Annotated in this window: 19 protein-coding genes; all 19 read right to left on the reverse strand. The window is 72.1% G+C overall.

Features of this window, described 5'->3' with window-relative positions; genetic code table 11:
- Positions 1 to 1,479: 1,479 nt before the first annotated feature.
- The 19 genes from DFJ67_RS40535 to mraZ all read right to left on the reverse strand — a co-directional run bounded on the left by DFJ67_RS40535 (position 1,480) and on the right by mraZ (position 22,019).
- On the reverse strand, positions 1,480 to 2,979 hold the full coding sequence (locus DFJ67_RS40535) for a potassium/proton antiporter (protein WP_116074805.1): 1,500 nt from the start codon (positions 2,977 to 2,979) through the stop codon (positions 1,480 to 1,482).
- Positions 2,976 to 3,287: a DUF167 domain-containing protein gene (locus DFJ67_RS40540; protein ID WP_116074807.1), complete on the reverse strand. Its 312-nt coding sequence runs from the start codon at positions 3,285 to 3,287 to the stop codon at positions 2,976 to 2,978. The genes DFJ67_RS40535 and DFJ67_RS40540 overlap by 4 nt, the downstream gene beginning before the upstream one ends.
- A gap of 52 nt (positions 3,288 to 3,339) precedes the next feature.
- Positions 3,340 to 4,173, reverse strand: a complete 834-nt coding sequence (locus tag DFJ67_RS44870; protein WP_116074809.1) for a hypothetical protein — start codon at positions 4,171 to 4,173, stop codon at positions 3,340 to 3,342.
- Positions 4,174 to 4,319: 146 nt separating this feature from the next.
- Positions 4,320 to 5,132, reverse strand: a complete 813-nt coding sequence (locus DFJ67_RS40550; protein WP_116074811.1) for a DivIVA domain-containing protein — start codon at positions 5,130 to 5,132, stop codon at positions 4,320 to 4,322.
- Positions 5,133 to 5,183: 51 nt separating this feature from the next.
- Entirely contained in the window at positions 5,184 to 5,477 is a 294-nt protein-coding gene (locus tag DFJ67_RS40555) for a YggT family protein (protein ID WP_116074813.1), read from the reverse strand.
- A gap of 45 nt (positions 5,478 to 5,522) precedes the next feature.
- Positions 5,523 to 6,260, reverse strand: a complete 738-nt coding sequence (locus DFJ67_RS40560; RefSeq protein WP_116074815.1) for a cell division protein SepF — start codon at positions 6,258 to 6,260, stop codon at positions 5,523 to 5,525.
- 204 nt (positions 6,261 to 6,464) lie between these two features.
- Positions 6,465 to 7,172, reverse strand: coding sequence for a YggS family pyridoxal phosphate-dependent enzyme (locus DFJ67_RS40565; RefSeq protein WP_116074817.1), 708 nt, complete (start codon positions 7,170 to 7,172; stop codon positions 6,465 to 6,467).
- 12 nt (positions 7,173 to 7,184) lie between these two features.
- Positions 7,185 to 8,300, reverse strand: a complete 1,116-nt coding sequence (gene ftsZ, locus DFJ67_RS40570; protein ID WP_116074819.1) for a cell division protein FtsZ — start codon at positions 8,298 to 8,300, stop codon at positions 7,185 to 7,187.
- A gap of 190 nt (positions 8,301 to 8,490) precedes the next feature.
- A complete protein-coding gene (locus DFJ67_RS40575) occupies positions 8,491 to 9,276 on the reverse strand; it encodes a cell division protein FtsQ/DivIB (protein WP_116074821.1) in 786 nt (261 codons plus the stop codon).
- Positions 9,276 to 10,742: a UDP-N-acetylmuramate--L-alanine ligase gene (murC, locus tag DFJ67_RS40580; protein ID WP_116074823.1), complete on the reverse strand. Its 1,467-nt coding sequence runs from the start codon at positions 10,740 to 10,742 to the stop codon at positions 9,276 to 9,278. Before murC ends, DFJ67_RS40575 begins: the two co-directional genes overlap by 1 nt.
- A gap of 25 nt (positions 10,743 to 10,767) precedes the next feature.
- Complete coding sequence (murG, locus tag DFJ67_RS40585; protein WP_116074825.1) at positions 10,768 to 11,877, reverse strand: undecaprenyldiphospho-muramoylpentapeptide beta-N-acetylglucosaminyltransferase; 1,110 nt, start codon at positions 11,875 to 11,877, stop codon at positions 10,768 to 10,770.
- Positions 11,877 to 13,286, reverse strand: coding sequence for an FtsW/RodA/SpoVE family cell cycle protein (locus DFJ67_RS40590; protein ID WP_239097194.1), 1,410 nt, complete (start codon positions 13,284 to 13,286; stop codon positions 11,877 to 11,879). The genes murG and DFJ67_RS40590 overlap by 1 nt, the downstream gene beginning before the upstream one ends.
- 65 nt (positions 13,287 to 13,351) lie before the next feature.
- On the reverse strand, positions 13,352 to 14,488 hold the full coding sequence (mraY, locus tag DFJ67_RS40595) for a phospho-N-acetylmuramoyl-pentapeptide-transferase (protein WP_116074827.1): 1,137 nt from the start codon (positions 14,486 to 14,488) through the stop codon (positions 13,352 to 13,354).
- Complete coding sequence (locus DFJ67_RS40600; RefSeq protein WP_116074829.1) at positions 14,485 to 15,873, reverse strand: UDP-N-acetylmuramoyl-tripeptide--D-alanyl-D-alanine ligase; 1,389 nt, start codon at positions 15,871 to 15,873, stop codon at positions 14,485 to 14,487. The genes mraY and DFJ67_RS40600 overlap by 4 nt, the downstream gene beginning before the upstream one ends.
- The gene (locus tag DFJ67_RS40605) at positions 15,870 to 17,435 is read right to left on the reverse strand and encodes a UDP-N-acetylmuramoyl-L-alanyl-D-glutamate--2,6-diaminopimelate ligase (RefSeq protein WP_116074831.1); all 1,566 of its coding nucleotides are present in this window, start codon (positions 17,433 to 17,435) and stop codon (positions 15,870 to 15,872) included. The genes DFJ67_RS40600 and DFJ67_RS40605 overlap by 4 nt, the downstream gene beginning before the upstream one ends.
- A gap of 12 nt (positions 17,436 to 17,447) precedes the next feature.
- On the reverse strand, positions 17,448 to 19,124 hold the full coding sequence (locus DFJ67_RS40610; protein ID WP_409362916.1) for a peptidoglycan D,D-transpeptidase FtsI family protein: 1,677 nt from the start codon (positions 19,122 to 19,124) through the stop codon (positions 17,448 to 17,450).
- A gap of 590 nt (positions 19,125 to 19,714) precedes the next feature.
- A complete protein-coding gene (gene ftsL / locus DFJ67_RS40615) occupies positions 19,715 to 20,284 on the reverse strand; it encodes a cell division protein FtsL (RefSeq protein WP_116074835.1) in 570 nt (189 codons plus the stop codon).
- A complete protein-coding gene (gene rsmH, locus DFJ67_RS40620; RefSeq protein WP_116074837.1) occupies positions 20,281 to 21,390 on the reverse strand; it encodes a 16S rRNA (cytosine(1402)-N(4))-methyltransferase RsmH in 1,110 nt (369 codons plus the stop codon). The genes ftsL and rsmH overlap by 4 nt, the downstream gene beginning before the upstream one ends.
- Positions 21,391 to 21,587: 197 nt before the next feature.
- Positions 21,588 to 22,019 carry a division/cell wall cluster transcriptional repressor MraZ gene (gene mraZ / locus DFJ67_RS40625; RefSeq protein ID WP_116074839.1) on the reverse strand — a complete coding sequence of 144 codons (432 nt, stop codon included), beginning with the start codon at positions 22,017 to 22,019 and terminating at the stop codon, positions 21,588 to 21,590.
- Between the last annotated feature and the right edge of the window lie 324 nt (positions 22,020 to 22,343).

Here is a 22,343-nt window from a genome sequence, read left to right on the forward strand (position 1 = left end):
GCCCGCCGGCCGCCTTTCTTGGCGACGACACCTTCGTGCGCCGCCTCAGTCCCGGCTACGGGACTGCCAGCCTTCTTCGCGGGCGCCTTCTTCGCGGACGCCGCCTTCGCCGCCGGCCCCTCGGAAGCGCCTGCGCTTGGGCGGGTTTCCGCCGCGGTCGCCTTACTCGCCTTCCGCGCAGTCGCCTTGGCAGCCGCCTTCTTGGCCGGCGCGGCCTTCTTGGCGGTCTTGGCTGGCGCAGCCTTCTTCGCGGCCTTGCCAGGCGGACGCTTCCCGGGCGCATCCTGGGCCGCGCCCTCCGCGGCCGCGCCTTCCGCGGGCGCCGCCGGAGCCGCACTCTTCGCACGCGCGGCCTTGGTCGCCTTCTTGGCCGGCGGAGCTTCGCCCGCCGCCTTCGCGGGCGCAGCCTTCGCCGCGCTCCGGCCAGACGCAGTCTCGCCCGCCGCCTTCGCGGGCGCCGCCTTCGCGGGCGCCGCCTTCGCGGGCGCCGCCTTCGCAGATTTACTCGCGGTCTTGGCCGACGCGGCCTGGCCGGCAGCCTTCGTGGGCGCGGTCTTCGACGCACTCTTCGCGGCCTTGGCCGCACTCCTCGCAGGCGCGGCCTTCGCCGCGTCTTCGGCGGATGTGGTCTGGGCCGTGCTGGCCTTCTTGACCGAGGTGGCCTTGGTCGCGGGCGCCGCCTCCGCGGCAGCGGACCGGTCCTCAGCGGGAGCACCGGCCTTGGCCTTCCGCGCGGCCGCCCTGCGGCCGTTCAACGCCGCCTCTCCGGCCGCCGCGGGCTCGGTCTCCGGTGGCCCAGCCCTCTTAGCGGCGCTTCGCTTCGGCGGACTCGCCTTCTTAGCAGCGCCAGTCTTGGCCGTCGAGACCGCCTTACGACCCGATCCGGACTGGGCCGCGATCACGCTCTTGCGGCCAGCTCCGGACCGCCGGGCCGAGCTGGGCTCGGGATCGATCCGCGCGGTGGCGACCGTCTTCGCCGGCGTTTCGGGCGGAGCCGAGCCCACGCCGTCGGCGACGCGGTCGGGCCGGGCCGACTCGGCCCGCGGCGAAGAAGCCGACCGGTTCCGGCGCTCGCCGCCGCCCACCGGTCCGACGGCGCGCGGCGAGTTCGTAGCGGCGCGGCTCGATCCCGAAGCCTTGCGGTTGGACGTGGTTGCGGTCTTCTGGACGGGACCGGCGACACGCCCGGCGCGGCCGGTTTCGGCCCGGCGGCGGGTGCGGTCGCGGGTCGGGTCGGTGTTGGGTCCGGCGGCGCGCTTGCCCGGCGCGCCGGCTGCGGCCGGTGCTTTCCGGGTCATGCTCGCGCGGTCGGCCATCACGTTCCCCCACGTGCAAAACGGGCGCGCGGCGGGCCGCCGCGCACTCCGGAGGTTGGCAAGAATACGGAACGTGAAGACGTCCGACAACATGCCGCACCGATTCCGACAGTTCCGCCACTGATTGGCCGTTAATCGGGGCAAAAGGAACCTTAACTGATGGTTAGCGCCTTTCCTCCCCGTACTCGGCAAACCAGCGAGCCAATCGTCCGCGCCGGCTCACTGCCCGCAGGCGGCGCTCCGCCGCGTCGCGCACGGCGGCGGTCGCCACGATCAACATGCTGTCGCCGACCTTCAGGCGGAAGTCGGGGCCCGGCACGATGCCCGTGCCGTCGCGGAGCACCAGGGTCACCGAGGCGCCGACCGGCAGGCGCAGCTCGTCGAGGTGCACCCCGGCCAGCATCGAGCCCTGCGGCACCTCCAGCTGGAGCAGGTCAGCACCCATCCGCTCCAGCGGCGCCGTCTCCACCGACAGCTCCGCGGCCTCCCCCGGCGCCATCACCCGCAGCGCCCGGGCGACCGGAGCGATCGTCGTCGCCTGGAGCGCGGTGAAGATCAACACCAGCACGAAGACCACGTCGAACAGCCGTTCCGCCCCCGGGTAGTTGGCCGACAGCGGGATGGTCGCCAACACGACCGGGACCGCACCGCGCAGGCCGGCCCAGGCCAGGAAGGCCTGGGCGCGCAGCGGCACGCCGAACGGGATCGCCGAGACCAGCACCGACAGCGGCCGTGCGAAGAAGACCAGCGCGACGCCGACCACCAGCGCCGGGATCAGCACGTTGTCGAGCCGGGCGGGCGAGGCGAGCAGGCCGAGCAGCACGAACAGGCCGATCTGAGCGAGCCACGCCAGACCGTCGGCGAAGCCCAGGATGGCCTGCCGGTGTGGCAGCCGGGCGTTGCCGAGCACCACGCCGGCGACGTAGACGGCCAGGAAGCCGGACGCGTGCGCGACCGAACCGGCCGCGTAGGCCAGCACCGTGAGCCCGATCACCGCGATCGGGTAGAGGCCCGACGACGGCAGGGCCGCGCGGCGCAGCACCCAGCGCCCGCCGATGCCGACCACGAAACCGATCGCCCCGCCGGCCACCAGCTCGTAGATGATCACGAGGACTTCCCACCACCACGGGTGGACGAACGGCCCGACGGTGGACAGCAGCACGACGACCAGCACGACCGGCGCGTCGTTGATGCCGGACTCGGCCTCGACGGTGGCCACCAGGCGCGCCGGCAGGCGCAGCTTGCGCAGCGTCGCGAACACCGCCGCGGCGTCGGTCGACGCGACCACCGCCCCATAGAGCAGGGACAACTGCCAACCCAGACCGAGCAGCAGGTGTACGGCGAGCCCGACCACCGCGATGCTCACCGCGACGCCGACCGTGGCCAGGGTGAGCGAGACGCCGAGCACCGGGCGCAGGGTCGACCAGCGCGCGGTCAGGCCGCCCTCGGCGATGATCACGATCAGGGCGGCGAAGCCGAGGGTGCGGGTCAGCGACACGTCTTCGAACTGGATGCCCAGCCCGGACTCGCCGATCAGCAGGCCGAGCCCCAGGTAGACCAGGAGGCTGGGCAGGCCGAGCCGGGTCGACAGCCGCACCGCGGCCACCGCCACGAGCAGCACCCCCGCCCCGAGGAGCAGGGCGAGGTTCAGATCCTCGGTCACGTCTCCGTCTGACGGAGCAGCGCCACCCGGTGCAGCGCCGTGTCACCGGGCGCGCCGTCGGGGAGTTCGACGGTGAACAGCTTGTCGCGGCTCGCCGCGCCGGTCTTGAGCGACACGGCCCGGTCACGTAGCCCGAGCGCCTCGGCCACCGCCCGGCACGCCGCCGAGGTCGCCGCGCCGTCGACCGCCCGCGCGGTCACCGCCACCACCAGGGCCGGCCCATGTGGACCGTCGTGGCGTCCCCCGACCCGGGCACGCGAAGCCCCCGGCTTCACCCGGACGGCTACCACGACAGACCTGCTGACCATGCCTCATTGTGCCAAGAAGGGCACCCGCCAGGCGGGTGCCCTTCTTATCGCATCAGACCCGGCGCGCTCCGGCGAGCAGAGCGCTGTCGGGCTCGCAGAGGCTGCACGGCGTGAAGCCGAGATCCGCCGCCTCGCTGACCGGCAACGGCTCGCTCTCGCGGCCGAGCAGGTGCACGCAACCCGTGATGTGGTATCGCGGGCGTCCGTCGATCACCAGGACCGGCGCGGACATCCGCGCCACCCGGGCCGCGTCAGCGGCCGAGACGAACTGGGCCGCCGGCTCGTCCGGTGGATCCTCGTCGTCGTCATCGTCATCGTCGTCGTCGAGCCCGGGTGGGGCGTAGGCCTGCTGCGGGGAAACCTGCTGCTGCTGGCCGGGCCATCCCGGTGCCGCCGGTGCGGCGCGGAGGTCGGCGAAACCCTGGTCGTATTGACCGGTCCGATCGTCGACAAGGCCCCCCGGCTCGTCGACTGTCGAAGTCGCCGCTCTGCGCCGACCGTATTCGGTGCCCTCGCCCGACCGGTAGGTGCCCTGGGTGGGCACGCTCGGTGGAGCGACGGGGTCAGCGACCGCGACAGACGTCTCGTCTGCCCCCCATGCGGTCGCCCGCCGGCGGCGGGGCTCGTCGCCCCGGACCGTCGAGCGGTGGTGGAACACTCTCGCGTCATCCTCGTCGCCGGCACGCGGAAAGCGCTCGTCATCGGTGTAGCTGGTCTGCGTCTGTGCGCGGGCGGCGGCTGCCTGGCGGGCGCCGACGACGAGCGCGACGGCGGCGAGCAGACTCGCCGCGATCGACAGGACCAACAACACGCTCGAACCACCTGCGAGTCCGAGCACGAGCAGCGTGACAGCACCGAGGATGAGCACCAAACTTGCAACGATCACGGCTCACCCCCGCCGCTTTCTGTATAGATGTCGTGGGTCCGGCGTGCCCCCGGGGGGACCCGGGAACGCCGGAGACACGGCACCGTCCGGGGGACGCATGCCCGCCCCCGGTTGGGCTTACGGAACCGTTGTCGGTTCGAAGAGCCCTAGCGGCCGGCTTCGAGGGAGCCGGAGCGTCCCGCGCCGCCGTAGGAGCCCGCGAGACCGGCGGTGGCCAGACCAGGTGCGCCGGACGCCACAGACCGATTGCCGTCGGTCCGGGTCATCTCGGCCTCGAGCCCCTGCCCACGACCGTCGAGGTCGCGGAGCTGGCTCTCCAGGTAGGCCTTGAGCCGGGTGCGGTACTCCCGTTCGAACTGCTTGAGCTCTTCGATGTGCTTCTGCAGCGCCGTGCGCTTGGCGTCGAGACCGCCCATGGCCTCTTGGTGCCGCTGCCGCGCGTCACGCTCGAGCGCGTCGGCCTTGGCCCGCGCCTCGCGAGTGACCTCTTCGGCCTTGGTGCGCGCGTCGGAGAGCAGCTTGTCGGCCTCGCGCCGGGCGTCGGACACGTGGTCGTCTGCCGTGCGCTGGGCCATCATCAGGACCCGGAGGGCCTGCTGCTCGCCATCGCCACCCACAACCGGGGCGCCCTGGGCGCGCATCTGCTCGAGCTCGCCCTGCATGGCACGGGCGGCCTGCTCAGCGGCGGCCTTGTCACGCTGGATCCGGTCGAGCTGGGCCTTGAGGTCGTTGAGCTCCGCCGCCAGTCGCGGGTCGGCACCCGGGCCGGCTGGCGCGCCGCCTCGGGGTCCGCCACGCTCGACCTGGGCGCGCAGCTCGTTGTTCTCCTCGATCAGCCGGGCGAGCTCGCGCTCGACCTCATCGAGGAATGCGTCGACCTCCTCCTCGTCGTACCCCCGTTTGCCGATCGGGGGTTTCTTGAAGGCGACGTTATGCACGTCGGCCGGGGTAAGCGGCATCGAAACTCCTCGGGTCAGTTGCGGCCGCGTAGCTCCTGGTCAGACACGGTGTCAGATCCAGCGCTCCACCACGAACGTCATCAGCACGAACAGAATAACCAAGAGCACAAGGGAAGCGAGGTCGATGCTCAGGTTACCGATCCGCAGTGGTGGGATCACACGCCTCAACGCCTTGAGGGGCGGATCGGTGACGCTCCACACCACTTCGAGTCCGGCGGCCGCACCTCGACTTGGTTGCCAACGACGGCCGTATTGGAGCACCGCGCTCAATACGAATCGTGCGAGCAGAGTGATCAGGAAGAAGTACAACAGCAGGTAGAGAACCTGGAACACAATCGAGATCACGGCTCGCAGGACCCTCCGTCTGGCCGACTCTGCCCTGCTCAAGGGCTATGGCAGGGTGAAGAAACCGCCTTCAGCGATCTTCGCCTTGTCCTCGGCTGTGACCTGGACGTTGGCCGGTGAAAGCAGGAACACCCGGTTGGTGACGCGCTCGATGGTACCCCTCAGACCGAACGCCAACCCCGCCGCAAAATCCACCAGACGGCGGGCATCCGACTCATCCATTTCGGTGAGGTTGATGATCACCGGAACGCCGTCCCGGAAATGCTCGCCGATAGTGCGGGCTTCGCGATAGGTGGTCGGGTGCAACGTCGTGATCTGGTAACGCTGCTCGTCGTCGGCGACTACAGCGCGTTCACGTAGCTGCACCTGCGGTGCCAGCGCGAGGTTGTCGCGGGTGGGGTAACTCACCGGCGCCGCGCTCTCCGGAGCCGGTGACCGGGTGATCGAACGCACGCTGGACCGCTCGAGCGCCCGCTCGGCGCGGGCCTCCCGGGCGTCGCGCGTCTCGGCCAGCTCGGCCTCGGCCGCCTCGAGGCGGCTCGGCGTGCGGTCGCTGTGCCGGGTCGACCGCGCCCGCGGCACCGCCGGCACGTCGTCGGCCTCTTCTTCCTCATCGGCGAACTCGTCGGCGTACCGGTTGGACCGGTAGCGTGATTCGCGGTAGCCGGCATCACCGGACCGGCTTCCGCCGGACCGGCCCTCGTAGCCGTCGTCATAGCCCCGGTCGTCGTCTTCCTCTTCGACCAGCCCGAGCCAGACGCCCGCCTTTCGCAACGCTCCCATGTGCCGCGCCCCTCCGTCCGCCGTGTGGCACGCGCCCCCCTGCTCGAGCCACTGTCACGCGCGTGGACTCCGCCTATGCATCGGCACCAGGCCGACCCTCCTGCGCCGTCATCCTCCCGGTTGACGGCACGCCCCCCGGCGCTGCGAAGGTCAGCTTGGAAACAACACCGATGTAGTTTGGTGTCCGCCGCCAGGCTACCCCAGCTAGTGACGCTTACCGAGCAACGCGCTACCGATCCGCACATGTGTCGCGCCGTATGAAACGGCGCTTTCCAGGTCATCGGACATTCCCGCCGACAGGACCGTGGCTGTCGGATGATCGACATGGAACGCGGCCGCGATCTCGGCCAGCCGGGAGAACGCTTTCTCCGGCGGCACACCCAGTGGCGCGACCGCCATCAGGCCCGCGAGGCGCAGCGCGCCGGCGTCGGCCACGGCCGCCGCGGTCGGGTCGAGCCCCCGGTCCGGGTCGGCGTCGCCGGGCACCGCGCCGCCCCGGTGCGCGTCTGCGTCGAGGCTCACCTGGAGCAGCACGTCGACGATCCGGCCGTGCGCGGCGGCGGCGCGGTCGAGCGCCGTCGCCAGCCGGACGCTGTCGACGGACTGCACGACGTCGGCGTACCCGCTGACTGATTTGACCTTGTTGCGCTGTAGCTGGCCGACGAAGTGCCAGCGGACCCGGTCACCGATCTCGGCGGCCTTGGGCGCCGCCTCCTGGTCACGGTTCTCGCCGACCTCCGTGACGCCGAGGTCGGCGAGCAACGCGACGTCGCTGGCCGGGTAGGTCTTCGTCACCGCGACCAGGGTGACCTCGTCGGTCCGTCCGGCCGTCGAGCGGGCGGCGTCGATCCGGGCGCGCACGCGCGCCAGGTTGGCCGCCAGCTCGGCGCGCCGGATGTCGTCTGCACTCACCCTGACAGGCTATTAAGAGCCGTTCTTCAGGAAGTCAGGGACATCCACGTCGTCGAAGAGCACCCGGCGGGCCGGCTGGGCCGGGGTCACCGGCGGCGGCACCGACTCGGTGACCGTGCTGGTCACCACCGGCTGCGGCTGGCTGGTCTTGCGCACCTGCTCGGCCGGCTTGTAGGCGGGCGTGCCGCCGTCGAAGCCCGCCGCGATGACGGTGACCCGCACCTCGTCGCCGAGCGCGTCGTCGATGACCGCGCCGAAGATGATGTTGGCGTCGGGGTGGGCCGCGTCGGTGACCAGCTGTGCCGCGTCGTTGATCTCGAACAGGCCCAGGTCGGACCCGCCGGCGATGGAGAGCAGCACGCCGCGCGCGCCGTCCATGCTCTGCTCCAGCAGCGGGCTGGAGATGGCGGCCTCGGCGGCCTCGACGGCGCGGTTGTCGCCGCGCGCGCTGCCGATGCCCATCAGGGCGCTGCCGGCACCGCTCATGACGCTCTTCACGTCGGCGAAGTCGAGGTTGATCAGGCCGGGCGTGGTGATCAGGTCGGTGATCCCCTGGACACCGGAGAGCAGCACCTGGTCGGCCTGGCGGAACGCGTCCATCATGCTGATGCCGCGGTCGCCGAGCGCCAGCAGCCGGTCGTTGGGAATCACGATCAGCGTGTCGCACTGGTTGCGCAGCTCGTCGATGCCGGCCTCGGCCTGCACCTGGCGGCGCTTGCCCTCGAAGGAGAACGGCCGGGTCACCACGCCGATGGTCAGCGCGCCGAGCTTGCGGGCGATGTTGGCCACCACCGGGGCACCGCCGGTGCCGGTGCCGCCGCCCTCGCCACAGGTCACGAACACCATGTCGGCGCCCTTGAGCACCTCTTCGATCTCGTCGCGGTGGTCTTCGGCGGCGCTCTTACCGACGTCGGGGTTGGCGCCGGCGCCGAGGCCCCGGGTCAACTCGCGGCCGACGTCGAGCTTGACGTCGGCGTCGCTCATCAGCAGCGCCTGCGCGTCGGTGTTGATGGCGATGAACTCGACGCCCTTGAGGCCGACCTCGATCATCCGGTTGACGGCGTTGACGCCACCGCCACCGATGCCGACGACCTTGATGACCGCCAGGTAGTTGTGCGGAGGTGTCATCGGGGGTGCCTTCCCTTCCCGTGTGCGGCCGGACGCGGCATGCCGCCGCTACGCGAAGGGCAAGGGAGGAAACCCTCACCCTCTACTAGAGGCTTAGAGTTATGTCAACTGCTCGGCCTCTGGGGCAACGTAAGCGGGACACGACCGTGATCCAAGGACCAGCTACGGCGTGTCGCCACGCGGTATTTCTTCAGCGGATCGTGACGACCTCGGGATCGCTGACGTCAATCGTCTTTCCGTCGCGTTGCAGCAACGCCGTGGTCACCGTCGCCTTGTCGGCGTTGCGGCTCGCGTCGCCCCAAACCACGGTGCGTCCGCCGGCCAGCTTGAGGCTGATCTGCGCCGGCCCGGCCACGCTCACGTCGACCAACTGACGGCGGACGGCCGGCGACAGCGCCGCGATCACGGCCACCGCACCCTTGACCGCGTCGGGGTTGCCCCGCGGGTCGGCCAGCCGCAGCAGCGGCAGGTGGGCCGGCCGGCGGTTGAGGTCCTGGAACACCACGCCGAAGCGGTCGACCACCAGGAACCGCTTGCCCTGCGGCACCACCGCCTCGGCCGTGCGCTCCAGCACGACGATGGTCAGCCCGCCGGGCCAGTCGCGGGTGACGGTCGCCTTCTCCACGGCCGGCAGCGCGCCCACCCGTGCGGCGACCGCGTCGAGATCGAGTCGGGCCAGCGGTGCGCCGGAGCGGACGGCCGCCGCGGCCCGCACCTCGTCGGGAGCGACCAGCGACGTGCCGTCGACCGCGATCGCGCGGACGCCGAGCAGGCTGGAGCCGAAGATCGCCCAGGCCAGCAGGCCGAGCACGGCGAGGCTGGCCGCGCCCACCGCCCAGGGCAGCGCGGCACGCACCCGCCGGCGCCGGGCCCGGCGCATGAACCGGCGCACCGACGACGGCATCGCGTCGCTGCCGGCCCGGACCAGGGTCCAGCGGCGCCGCTCGGGCGCGCCGCCGCCGGGCCGGACGGTCATCAGCCGGCGACCGGCGACACCGAACCGCCCACGGCCGGGTCGGCCGCCGTCAGGGCGGCGAGCAACTCGTCACCGAGCAGCGAGCTGGGCGGTGCGCCCATCGTCACCACCAGGTCGCCGGGGTGTGCCCGGCGGACCACCTCGCCCGGCACGGCGTCCCAGTCGGGCACGAACACCTTGTGTGCGGGTGGCAGGCCGATCGCCGCGGTCAGCGCGACGCCACCCTCCCCCGGGCCGCGGGTCTCGCCCGGGCCGAAGACCTCGAGGATGATCGCCTCGTCGGCCAGCGCGAGGGCCGCGGCGAGCTCGGTCTCCATGTCGCGGGTGCGGTAGACCCGGTAGGGCTGGAAGACCACCACGAGGCGGCCACCAGCGGCGACCTCGCGCAGCGTCTCCAGCGCCGCCGTCACCGACACCGGGTGGTAGGCGTATTCGTCGTAGACGACGACGCCGTTGGCAACGCCCCGGCGTTCGAACCGGCGGCGTACGCCGGGGAACACGGCCAGGGCCTCCACCGTGACCGGCAGCGACACGCCCAGCTCGACCGCGGCCAGCACGGCGGCCGCGCTGTTGAGCCCGAAGTGCCCGCCGGGCACCGGCAGCCGGACCTCGCCGACCGGCCGGCCGTGCAGGGCGGCCTGGTAGCGCACGCCGAGCACCGACGAGGAGATGTCGGACAGCCGCAGGTCGGCGTCGTCGGCGGTGCCGTAGGTGAGCACCTTGCGGCCCTCGGCGCGCAGCGTCTCGGCCAGCCGCCGGGTGCCGTCGTTGTCGGCGCACAGCACCACGAAGCCGGCCGGGTCGGTCAGCCGGGCGAACTCCAGGAAGGCGGCCTCGAGCCCGGCCAGGTCGCCGTAGGTGTTGAGGTGGTCGGCGTCGATGTTGGTGATGATCGAGACGAACGGCCGGTAGAGCAGGAACGACCGGTCGCTCTCGTCGGCCTCGGCCACGAACAGGTCGCCGCTGCCGTGGTGTGCGTTGGAGCCGACCTCGGAGATCTCGCCGCCGATCACGAACGACGGGTCGAACCCGGCGTGCTGGAGGATCAGCGTGATCATCGAGGTGGTGGTGGTCTTGCCGTGGGTGCCGGCCACCGCGACGGTGCGCCGCCCGGTCATCGCCGCGGCGAGCGCCTCGGAGCGGTGCATGATCCGCAGCCCGCGCCGGCGCGCCTCTTCGAGCTCGAGGTGGTCCTGCGGGATCGCGGTCGAGTAGACCACGGTGTCGACGTCGTCGAGGTTTTCCGGCACGTGCCGCATGTGGATGGTGCCGCCCAGGGCCCGCAGCCCGGCCAGCGCCGGCCACTCGCGCAGCTCGCTGCCGGACGTCGGGATGCCCCGCGTCAGCAGCAGCCGGGCCAGCCCGCTCATGCCGACACCGCCCACGCCGATCAGGTGCACCCTGCCCAGGTCTTCCGCGGCCAGGGTGCCTGCCGGGGTGAAGTCCGCGATGTTGAGCCCTGCCACCGTGCCTCGCTCTCGTCAGTCACTCTCAGCCGTGCGTCGCCGCTTCGTAAACGAAGTCGAGCAGTGCCTCGTCACCGTCGCGCCGGCCGTAGCCCGCGGCGGCGTGGCCCATGGCGGCCAGCCGGTGCGGGTCGCGCAGCAACGGGATGATGGTGCGCTCGACCCAGGCCGGCGTCATCTCGCCGTCTTCGACCAGCAGCCCGCCGCCCGCGTCGACCACGGGCTGCGCGTTGCGGCTCTGCTCCTGGTTGCTGTAGGGGTAGGGCACGTAGATGGTCGGCAGGCCGATCGCGCACACCTCGGCCACGGTCATCGCGCCGCCCCGGCTCAGCATCAGGTCGGCGGCCGCGTACCCGAGCTCCATCTCGCTCAGGTAGGGCACGGTCACGTAGGGCACCGGCAGGTCGTTGGGCACCGAGACCGGCTCGTTGCGCGCGCCGATCACGTGCAGCACCTGCACGCCGGCCCGGGACAGCTCCTTGGCGGCACCGGCGACGGCGAGGTTGATCGACCGGGCGCCCTGTGAGCCGCCGGAGACGAACAGCACCGGCAGGTCGGGCCGCAGGCCGAAGTGGGCCCGGGCGGCGGCCGACGCGGTCCGCCGGTCGAGGTGGGAGATCGAGGTGCGCAGCGGCACGCCGACCACCCGGGCGTCCTTCAGCGAGTCGGCCTGCTTGGGCTGGTGCGGGAAGCCGACCGCGACGTGCTTGGTGAACCGCATGCCCATCCGGTTGGCGACCCCCGGCGGCACGTTGACCTCGTGGATCACGATCGGCACCTCGCGGCGCCACGCGGCCAGGTAGCCGGGCACCGAGACGTAACCGCCGAAACCGACCACCACGTCGGCGCGGACCTCGTCGAGGACCTTGCCGGCCGCGCGGGAAGAGCTCAACATCCGGTCAGGGGTACGCAGCAGCGCCATGTTGATCGACCGGGGGAGCTGGAACGCCGGGATCTGCCGCAGGTCGTAGCCGTGCGGCGGGATGAGCTCGTTTTCCAGGCCCTTGGGCGTGCCGAGGCAGGTGATCCGGACCGATGGATCGTGCCGCCGGAGACAGTCGGCGAAGGCGAGCAACGGATAGATGTGGCCACCCGTCCCTCCACCAGCCAGCACGACCGACCGCAGCGGACCCATCACCGTCTCCTCTCGCCGCTCACGCCAGCGCGTTCCCGCGTGGCACGCCCGGCGGCGGGCACCGCCGGACGGCTCGCCGCCGGTGCCGAGGGCATCGGAGGCAGCGGGGCCCAGAGTAGCCGGACCCACCGGGCCGGCGGGCGGGCATGCAGGGCACGGGCGGCATCGGGTTCGGCGCGGGCGAACGACGCCAGGATGCCGACGCCGGCGAGGTTGGCCACGAGCGCGCTGCCGCCGTCGGAGATGAACGGCAGCGGCACGCCGGTGATCGGGATCAGGCCGACCACGCCACCGATGTTGACCAGCGCCTGTGCGACCAGCCAGGTGGTGAGCGCGGCCGCGACGAGGCGGCGGAACGGGTCGTTGATCCGGCGGGCGATCCGCAGGCCGGTGTAGGCGATCACGCCGAACAGGGCGAGCACCACCACGCAGCCCATCACGCCGAGTTCTTCGGCGATCACGGCGAAGATGAAGTCGTTGTCGGCCGCCGGCAGCCAGTTCCACTTGAGCCGGCCCTCACCCAGCCCGACCCCGAACCAGCCGCCGTTGTCGATCGCGTAACGGGCCTGGATGCCCTGGTAGCAGCCGCTGTCGGCGCAGTTGGTCGGTGGGTTGAAGAAGGTCAGCAACCGGGCGAAGCGGTAGTTGCCGCCCTCCCCTTCCGAACCCGTGCCGGACGCCGCCGCGATCAGGCCGCCGATGCCGACCAGGCCGACCAGCGACAGGCTGGCGAAGACCCGCATCCGCACGCCGGCCGCCCACAGCAGGCCGACCACGATGGCCAGCAGGATCAGCATGGTGCCCAGGTCTTCGTAGCCGACCAGCAGGAACAGCAGCGCGACGACCGGGAACAGCGGCATGGCCAGCTCGCGCCACTGGTTGAGCGTCGGGCCCTTGCGGGCGATCACGTCGGCCGCCCAGAGGATCAGGCCGAGCTTGAGGAACTCGGAGGGCTGCACCTGGATCGAGCCGATGTGCAGCCACAGCTTGTCGTTCTGGATCGGGCCGAGGTGCACCACCGTGACACCCCGGACCGCGGCCAGCGCGTTGAGCCCGTTGAGGAACAGCAGCACCGCGATGGAGATGCCCAGGACCGGCCGGGCCAGCGCCCGGAAGGTGCTCGCCGGCAACCGCTGGCAGACCCAGAACGCCACCAGCCCGATCGCGGCGAACATGCCCTGCTTGGCCAGCGCGGCGAACGCGTTGCCGTCGTCGGCGATGTCGCGCGGGCCGGTCGCGGAGAAGACCATGGTGAGGCCGATGACCAGCAGCAGGCCGGCGCTCGAGATCAGCAGGTAGTAGGAGGCCAGCGGGCGTGCGAGCAACCCGCGCAGCGCCGCCAGCCCGCCGTCGAACAGCGAGCGGCGCGCCTGCGCGGCGGCCTTGGCCGGTTTCGCTTCCTCCCCCACCGGCCCATCATCGACGCTCGCCGCGCCCACACACCGGAGAAAACCTCGGCGTGTCGGTTAAACCCTCAGGTTACGGCGGCCAGGAAGTCGCTGTAGAAGAGGCCGAGGGCCATCGCGACGCCGATCCCGGCGATGATCCAGAAGCGGACCACGATGTTGACCTCGCTCCACCCCGCGAGTTCGAAGTGGTGTTGCAGTGGCGACATCCGGAACACCCGTTTACCCGTGGTCCGGAACGAGATGATCTGGATGACCACCGACATCGTGATGATCACGAAGAGCCCGCCGATGATCGGCAGCAGCAGGATCGTGCGGGTCGACATCGCCATGCCGGCGATCAGGCCGCCCAGCGCCAGCGCGCCGGTGTCACCCATGAAGATCCGCGCCGGGGACGTGTTCCACCACAGGAAGCCGACACACGCCCCGGCGGCGGCCCCGGCTATCAGGGCTATCTCCAAGGGATCGCGGACGGCGTAGCAGTAGGTGTTGGCACCGGCCTTGACGTAGCTCGGGTCGGCGCACCAGTGGCGGTACTGCCAGAACGCGATCAGGGCGTACGCGCCGAGCACCATCGTCGAGGCGCCGGTCGCGAGGCCGTCGAGGCCGTCGGTCAGGTTGACGCCGTTGGTCGCGCTGAGCACCACCGCGACGAACAGGATGACCGAGCCGACCTTGCCGATGTCGAGCCAGCTCACCTCGCGGATGAACGAGATCGTGGTGCTGCCGACGGTCTCCGAGTTGGTGCGGCCGCCGGTGCTGTCGAGCATGGTGCTCGGGAAGTAGAGCGCGATGACGCCGAAGGTCGCGCCGACCAGGAGCTGGCCGAGCAGCTTGCCGCGCTTGTTGAGGCCGCCGCTGTGCCGCCGGCGCACCTTCAGGAAGTCGTCGATGAAGCCGACCGCGCCACAGAACACCAGCAGGCCGAGCAGCACCAGCGCGGTGATCGTCGGGCCGACCTGGAAGATCTGCTGGCTGGGCAGGGTGGTCAGGGCGATGTGGCCGGCGACGTAGGCGATGATCGTGGCCACGATGAAGACCACGCCGCCCATCGTCGGCGTGCCCTTCTTGCCCATGTGCATCTGCGGGCCGTCGGCGCGGATCGGCTGGCCGGCCTTGAGCTTGGTGAACACCTTGATCGCGAGCGGCGTGCCGAACAGCGAGACGAGGAACGCCACCGCCATGGCGACGATGACCGCCCTCACGCGGCGTGCCCGTCTGCGCGCAGAGCGTCGACCACGTCCCAGGTGCGGTAGCGGGAGCCCTTGACCAGCACCACGTCGCCCGGCCGAAGCTCGGCCCGGAGCATGTCGATCGCCGCCGCCTGGTCGCCCACCACCACCGACCTACCTTCCCAGCCCGGATGGGCAGTCGCGCCGTCGTGGATCGGCCCGGCCGCCTCGCTGACCACGACCAACCGGTCGACGCCCAGCTCCGCGGCCAGCCGCCCGACCTCTTCGTGGCCGGACCGTTCGAACTCGCCGAGCTCGGCCATGTAGCCGAGCACCGCGACGGTACGCCGCCCCTCGCCGACCGCCGCCAGCGCCCGCAACGCCGCCGCCGTCGACGCCGGGTTGGCGTTGTAGGAGTCGTCGATGACGGTCACCCCGTCGGGCCGGTCGAACAGGTCCATCCGGCGGGCCGAGCGCAGCTCCAGCTCGCCCAGCGCCTCGCCCAGCTCGCGCAGCGGCATGCCCAGCTCGCGGGCCACCGCGGCGGCGGCGAGGCTGTTGCCGACCTGGTGCCGCCCGGGCACCCGCAGCCGCACCGGCACGCTGCCCCGGGCCACCCGCAGCGTGTAGGAGGCCCGGCCGCGCTCGTCGAGGGTCACGTCGTCGGCGCGCACGTCGGCGTCGGGCGACTCGCCGAACAGCACGACCTTGCCGCGGGTGCGCACGGCCATCTTGCGGACCCGCTCGTCGTCGGCGTTGAGGACCGCGACCCCATCCACGGGTACGGCCTCGGCCAGCTCGCCCTTCGCGGCGGCGATCCCCTCGACCGACCCGAACTCGCCGATGTGCGCGGTGCCCACGTTGAGCACCACGCCGACCCGGGGCCGGGCGATGTCGGCGAGGTAGCTGATGTGCCCGGCACCCCGGGCGCCCATCTCCAGCACCAGGAAGCGGGTCGCCTCGTCGGACCGCAGCACCGTGTGCGGGTAGCCGAGCTCGTTGTTGAGGCTGCCGGCCGGCGCCACCGTCGGGCCGAGCCGGACGGCGAGCTGTGCGACCAGGTCCTTGGTGGTGGTCTTGCCGGACGAGCCGGTCAGCCCGATCACCGACAGGTCGGGCAGCCGCGACACGACCGTGCGGGCCAGCCCGGCCAGCGCCGCGAGCGGGTCGTCGACCAGCACCATCGGCACGCCCTCGACCGGCCGGCTGCCCAGCACGGCGACCGCACCGGCGGCCACCGCCCCGGCGGCGAAGTCGTGGCCGTCGACCTTCTCGCCGGCGAACGCGACGAACAGCCCGCCGGGCGCGACCTTGCGGGAGTCGTATTCGACGTCGCCGGTCAGCACGGCCGCGGGGTCGGCGCCGGCCAGCCGGCCGCCGGCCGCCGCCGCGACCTCGTCGAGGCGCATCTTGATCATCGCTGGCCCACCAGGTGGCCGAACCGGGCCCGCAGTGCGGCCGCGAGCTCGACCCGGTCGTCGAACGGGTGCGTCACGCCGGCCACCTCCTGCCCTCGTTCGTGCCCCTTGCCGAGCACCGCGATCACGTCGTCGGCGCCGGCCCGGCGCACCGCCTCGTCGATGGCCGCCCGCCGGCCGCCGGTGATCTCCTCCACCACCGCCGGCCCGGTCGCCCGGGCTCCCGCCAGCACCTCGGCCCGGATCGAAGCCGGGTCTTCGGTGCGCGGGTTGTCCTCGGTGACCAGCACCAGGTCGGCACCCTCGGCCGCGGCGGCACCCATCAGCGGGCGCTTGCCCCGGTCGCGGTCGCCGCCCGCGCCGATCACGCAGATCAGCCGGCCGCCACGGGAGGTGGCGCTGGCCCGCAGGGCGCGCAGCGCCGCGACGATCGCGTCGGGCTTGTGCGCGTAGTCGACCACGCCGAGCACCGGGCCGGGCGCGGTGACCACCTCGAGGCGCCCGGGCACGCCGGCGCAGTCGGCGATGCCCCGGGCGGCGGTGGCCGGGTCGACCCCGACGGCGACCAGGGACGCCAGGGCGAGCAGCGCGTTGGCGACGTTGTGCAGGCCGGGCAGGGCGATACCGGCGCCGACGGTGGTGCCCTCGGGCCCGTGCGCGACGAACACCTGGCCGTAGCCCGCGTCGGCGACCCCGTCGGCCCACCAGGTCGCGGCGTGGTCGCCGGCGGCCGAGTAGGTGACCGTCGTGGGCTTGCGCAGGGGCACCAGGGCCGGCTCGTCGAGGTTGAGGATCTCGACCCGGCAACGGCCGTCGAAGAGCTTGGCCTTGGCGGCGAAGTAGTCGTCGCGGTCGGCGTGGAAGTCGAGGTGGTCCTGGCCGAAGTTGGTGTAGCCGCCGACCGCGAAGTGCACGCCGCCGACCCGGCCCATCGCCAGGGCGTGGCTGGAGACCTCCATGACCACCGCGGTGACGCCGCGCTCGCGGGCCGCGGCCAGCAGCGCGTGCAGGTCGGTGGCCTCCGGCGTGGTGCGCACGCTCTCGACCACGAAGTCGCCGAGGCGGGTCTCCACGGTGCCGATCAGCCCGGTGACGTGGCCGGCGGCCCGCAGGCCCGACTCGACCAGGTAGGCGGTCGACGTCTTGCCCGCCGTGCCGGTGAGCCCGATGACCACCAGATCGGCCGTGGGGTCGCCGTAGACGGCCGCGGCCACCGGACCCAGGGCCTCGCGAGGATCGTCGACCACGATCGCCGGCAGGCCCGCCGCGACGGCGGCCGGTGCGCCGGCCGGGTCGGTCAGCACCGCGACCGCGCCGGCCGCGGCGACGGCCGGGATGAACTCGGCACCGTGCCGGCGGGCGCCGGGCAACGCCGCGTAGAGATCGCCGGGACGCACCTCACCACTCGCGTGGGTGATCCCGGTCACCTCGACATCGGGCGCGGTCAAAGCGGCTCCGACCAGGGTCGCCAGCTCGGCGAGCCGGACGGGAACGACGGCGCGAGGGCGCGGATTGCCGGGCACGGCGTCAGACCCTACCCGGTCCGCGCCCGGCTTCCGCATACCCACGCTGATCTACGGAAAGGCCGTGTATTTGGGTGCGGCCTTGGTGCTCGGCGGCACGCGGTAATGCTGCAGCGTGTACTGCATCATCTCGCGGAACGCCGGCGCCGTGACGTCGCCGCCACCCCCGCCCGGGGTGTACGCGAACACCGCGACCACATACCGCGGGTTCTCGGCCGGCGCCATGCCGATGAACGACGCGACGTCACCGGGCGCGTACTCGCCGTTGACCACCCGCTTGCCGGTGCCCGTCTTGCCGGCCACCCGGTAGCCCTTGATCCGGCCGTTGACGCCGGTCGCGCCCGGGATCGTGGTGACCGCCTCCATCAGGTAACGCAGGTCCGCGGCGTGCTGCGGGCTGATCACCTGGCGGGTCTCCGGCGCGGGCGGTGCCACGTGGCTGCCGTCGGCGTTGACCGTGTCCTTGATCAGGTGCGGCTGGACCCACTTGCCGTCGTTGGCGATCGCCGCGTAGACGGCCGCCATCTGCAACGGCGTCACGTCGACGCTGTGCCCGATCGGGATCGAGCCCGGCGACGAGCCGTTCCACTCGTCCGGCGGCAGCACGTGCCCCGACGCCTCGCCCGGCATGCCCTCGCCGGTCGGCTTGCCGAGGCCGAACTTGAGCTGGTAGTCGTACACCTTCTGGGGTCCGAGCTTGTCCGCGATCTTGATCGTCGTGACGTTCGACGAGTAGGCGAGCGCGCCGGCCATCGACATCTTCTGGTTGTTGGCCGGGTGCGTGTCGGCGTAGGTGACGTCGGCCTTGGTGATCGTCGACGGGATCTTCCAGACCGTCTTCGGGGTGATCACGCCTTCCTCCAGGCCGGCGCCGAAGATGATCGCCTTGTGCACCGAGCCCGGGTCGACGACGAACGAGGTCGCCGCGTCCTCCCGATCGACCGGCGGATAGTCCTCCCAGTCGGCCGCGTTGAAGGTCGGCTGGCTGGCCTGGGCCAGCACCTCACCGGTCTTGATGTCCAGCACGACGGCCGCGGCCATGCTGGCCTTGTGCTCCTTGGCGTTGGCGCTCAGCGACCGCTGGATCTCGTATTGCAGGTCGCGGTCGATGGTCAGCGTCAGCGAACTGCCCGGCTTGGCCGGCACCACCTGGCTGTAGCCGCCCGGGATCGGGGCGTTGAGGTCGTTCTTGCCGTATTCGAACCGGTGCTTGCCGTTGGTGCCGCGCAGCACGTCGTCGTAGCGCATCTCCAGCCCTTCCAGGCCGGTGAGGTCCTCGCCGGTGATGCCGATCAGGTTGGCGGCCAGGTCGGCGCCCGGGATCTCCCGGCGCTCGTCGTGGTCGACACCGATGCCCAGGATGTTGAGCGCCATCACCTGGTTGGCCTTCTCGATCGGCACGCCGCGGGCCAGCCACTCGAACCGCGACGGGGTGCCGCCGGGCAGGTTGCGCTTCGCCATCCGGGCTTCCAGGTCGGAACGGGCGACGCCGAGCAGCGGCGACAGCTTGGCCGCCGCGGCCTTCGGGTCCTTCACCAGCGTCGGGTCGGCGAAGACGTAGCGGGCCTCGACGCTGTGCGTCAGCGGGACGCCGGACCGGTCGTAGATGCCACCCCGGGAGGCGAACAGCGTGACGGTACGCAGCCGGTCGTTGACCCCGCCGTCGGCGTAGGCCGGAGTCGGCAGCATCTGGAGCGTCACCAGCCGGATGCCGATGCAGGCGAACATGGCCAGGGCGAGGAACGCGCCGAGCCGCAACCGCCGGTTGGGGTCGGCCAGCTTCGGCCGCGGCCGTGGCTTGCGGCGCAGCGGGCGTGGCGCGGTCGGCCGCCCCTTCGCGGCACCGCCGGACCGGGCCGGCGCACCGGTGGACCGGCCGCGGGTCGGCGTGGCAGTGGATCGGCCGCGGGTCGGCGCGGCGGTGGATCGGGTGCGGGTCGGCGCGGCCGCTGCCCTGGCGGGCGTGCGACGGCGGGGTGCGGCGTCAACGTCGTCGTCGTCGCGGGGTGACCGCGGCCGGCCCGGCGCCGCCGTCTTCTTCTTCGCCGCGGTGCCCGCCGTCGCGGCCGCCGTGCGCGAGGTGCGTGGCTCGTCGGCCCGGCCGCCGTCGACCACCCGCAGCGCGGGCGGTGGCGGTTCCGGCGTCTCGCGGGCCCGTCCGCGCGCCTGCTCGCGCACCGTCCGGCCGCGCGGCGTGTAGGCCTGCGCCTCGAAGATCCCGCCCCGGCCACTGCGGGCCGGGGCGGAAGCGTCTTCGGTGGACGGGCGACCACTGCGGGGCGGAGTGCGCCGGGGGTCCGGCGTCCGCGGCGGCACGGTTACCGCCCCGGGATCTGGTCGCTCGTCACCGACGGCGCGCCATCACCCGGCTTCGGGATTCCGATGATCTTGCCGTCCTGTAGCCGGATGTAGGCCGGGTTGCCGCCGGCCACCATGCCCAGCTTCCGAGCCGCCGCGGTGAGGTTGCCCGGCGCCTCGGCCTGGGCGATCTCCCGCTGCAATTCCTGCTGCTGGATGTCGAGCGCGGCGCCGTTCTGCTTTAGCCGCTCGATCCGGAACGCGTTCTCGGCGATCTTGGTGTTGACCACCAGGATGCCCAGGACGCCGCCGATCACCAGCGCCAGGAGCAGTGCCACGAACGGCACCCGCGGCCCGGTCACCGGCGGTGGCGGTGCGACCTTCAGCCGCGGCCCGCCAGCCGCCGGCTTGGTCGACCGCTCCTTCAGGCGCAGGGCGGCGGTGCCTTCCGTGGGAAACTCCCGTGCGGCGGCCGCCGCGCGACCCCCATCGCGCGGTCGCGGGTCGCTGCGGTGCGGTCGGGTGCTCCGGCCGATCTGGCGCTCCGCGGTCCGGCCCCCCGATCGCGGTGCGCGCTTCTGATCTGTCATGTTCCCTCCCCCTTGTGCTCGTCCTCGTGGGACTGCTCGGCCTGGGTGCGGCGGTCTCCGCCCCTGGACCGGCCCGCCGTTCGCGCGGCGGGTTGGTGCAATGCCTTGACCCGGCGTGGCCGGTCGGTGCGCACGACCGCGTCGGGATCGATCCGTTCCGCCGCGCGCAGCCGCACCGATGCGGCCCGCGGGTTGGCGGTCACCTCGTCTTCCGTCGGCAACTCGGCGCCGCGCGTGAGCAGCCGCAGCGTCGGCCCGGTGCCGGGCAGCTCGACGGGCAGGTCGATCGGCCCGGACGACTTGGACCGGGGCGCCATCGCCCGCTTGGTGATCCGGTCTTCCAGGGAGTGGTAGGAGAGCACCACGATCCGGCCGCCCAGGCCGAGCGCGTCGAGCGCGGCCGGCACCGCGCGTTCGAGCGTCTCGAGCTCGCCGTTGACCTCGATCCGCAACGCCTGGAAGCTGCGCTTGGCGGGGTGTCCGCCGGTGCGCCGGGCCGCCGCCGGGATCGCGTCCCGGACCAGCTCGGCCAGCCGCGCCGACGAGGTGATCGGTTGCTTCGTCCGCTCCCGCACGATCGCCGCCGCGATCCGGTTGGCGAACTTCTCCTCGCCGTAGACCCGGAGCACCCGGGTCAGCTCGCTCGCGCTGTAGGTGTTGACGACCGTCTCCGCCGTGTTGCCGCGGGTCTGGTCCATCCGCATGTCCAGCGGTGCGTCCTGGGCGTAGGAGAAGCCCCGGTCCGGCACGTCGAGCTGAAGTGAGGAGACGCCGAGGTCCATCAGCACCCCGTCGACCGTCGCGATGCCCAGGTCGTCGAGCACCTCGGGCAGCTCGTCGTAGACGGAGTGCACCAGCCGCACCCGCTTGTCGAACCGGGCCAGCCGCTGCCGGGACGCCGCCAGCGCCTCGGTGTCGCGATCGAGCCCGATCAGGATGACGTCGGGAAAGGCGGTCAGCACCGCCTCGGCGTGCCCACCGAGACCGAGGGTGAGGTCGACGTGGATCCGCGGACCTTCTCCGGCTGGACGGCCGAGCGCCGGAGCGAGGAGCTCGAGCGTCCGCTCGAGCAGCACCGGCACATGCGTGCCGCGTGGCTCCTGCATCGGTTGTCCCCCCAGTGACCCGCCGTCTTCCGCCGTGCCAGGCGGCTGCATCGCTCGCCGTACCGCCAGATCCCCATCCGCCGCCATGCCTGGCACCGGGGAAGGGACGCCAGGGACGGGAGCGGGTGGAGATCTCGCGGTACGACGGGCGAACGGCGGTCGTTCCGGGTTTTCGCGGAACCCGGTGCGACGTCGCCCTACAGTCCGCCGGGCAGCACCCCCTCCTCGATGTCGGCGAAGTCGTCTTCGCTCTCCGCGAGGTAGGTGTCCCAGGCCTGCTTGTCCCAGATCTCGACCCGGGTGCTGGCGCCGATCACGACCAGCTCCCTGGAAAGACCCGCGTATTCCCGCAGGTGTGCCGGGATGGTGACCCGACCTTGTTTGTCAGGCACCTCGTCATGCGCGCTGGCGAAGAAGACCCGGCCATAGGCCCGTGCGGCCTTGTGGGTCATCGGCTGCTCGCGCAACTGCCCGGCGATCCGCTGGAACTCGGGCGTCGGGAAGACATAGAGACAGCGCTCCTGCCCTTTGGTGATCACGACACCTCCCGCCAGCTCGTCCCGGAACTTCGCCGGCAGGATCAACCGGCCCTTTTCGTCCAGGCGTGGGGTATGCGTGCCGAGAAACATTCGGCCCACCCCCTCGCGCGGCGGGCGGATTCGCGGTCCACCCGAGGCCGGCGGACCCTCTCGGCCCCGCCATTGATCCCCACTCTACTCCACTTCCCTCCACCCGCAACCAGAATCCGCCTTCACATCCCGCCGCATCGCGGGTAAAACCGCACGTCAAAGGGGGTGGGGCGGGGTGGAGGGCGAAGCGGCCGGGGTGCTTGTCCAAATGCCGACAAGCTCCATTCAGGCGCGTAACGATTTGCTCAATCGCCTCGTTAGCCACTCCCGTTGCGGAAAACGGGCAGGCGGTGGAGGGAAGTGGAGATGGTTCGGGGCACGGCG

Source organism: Asanoa ferruginea (genome assembly GCF_003387075.1).
Lineage (GTDB): Bacteria > Actinomycetota > Actinomycetes > Mycobacteriales > Micromonosporaceae > Asanoa > Asanoa ferruginea.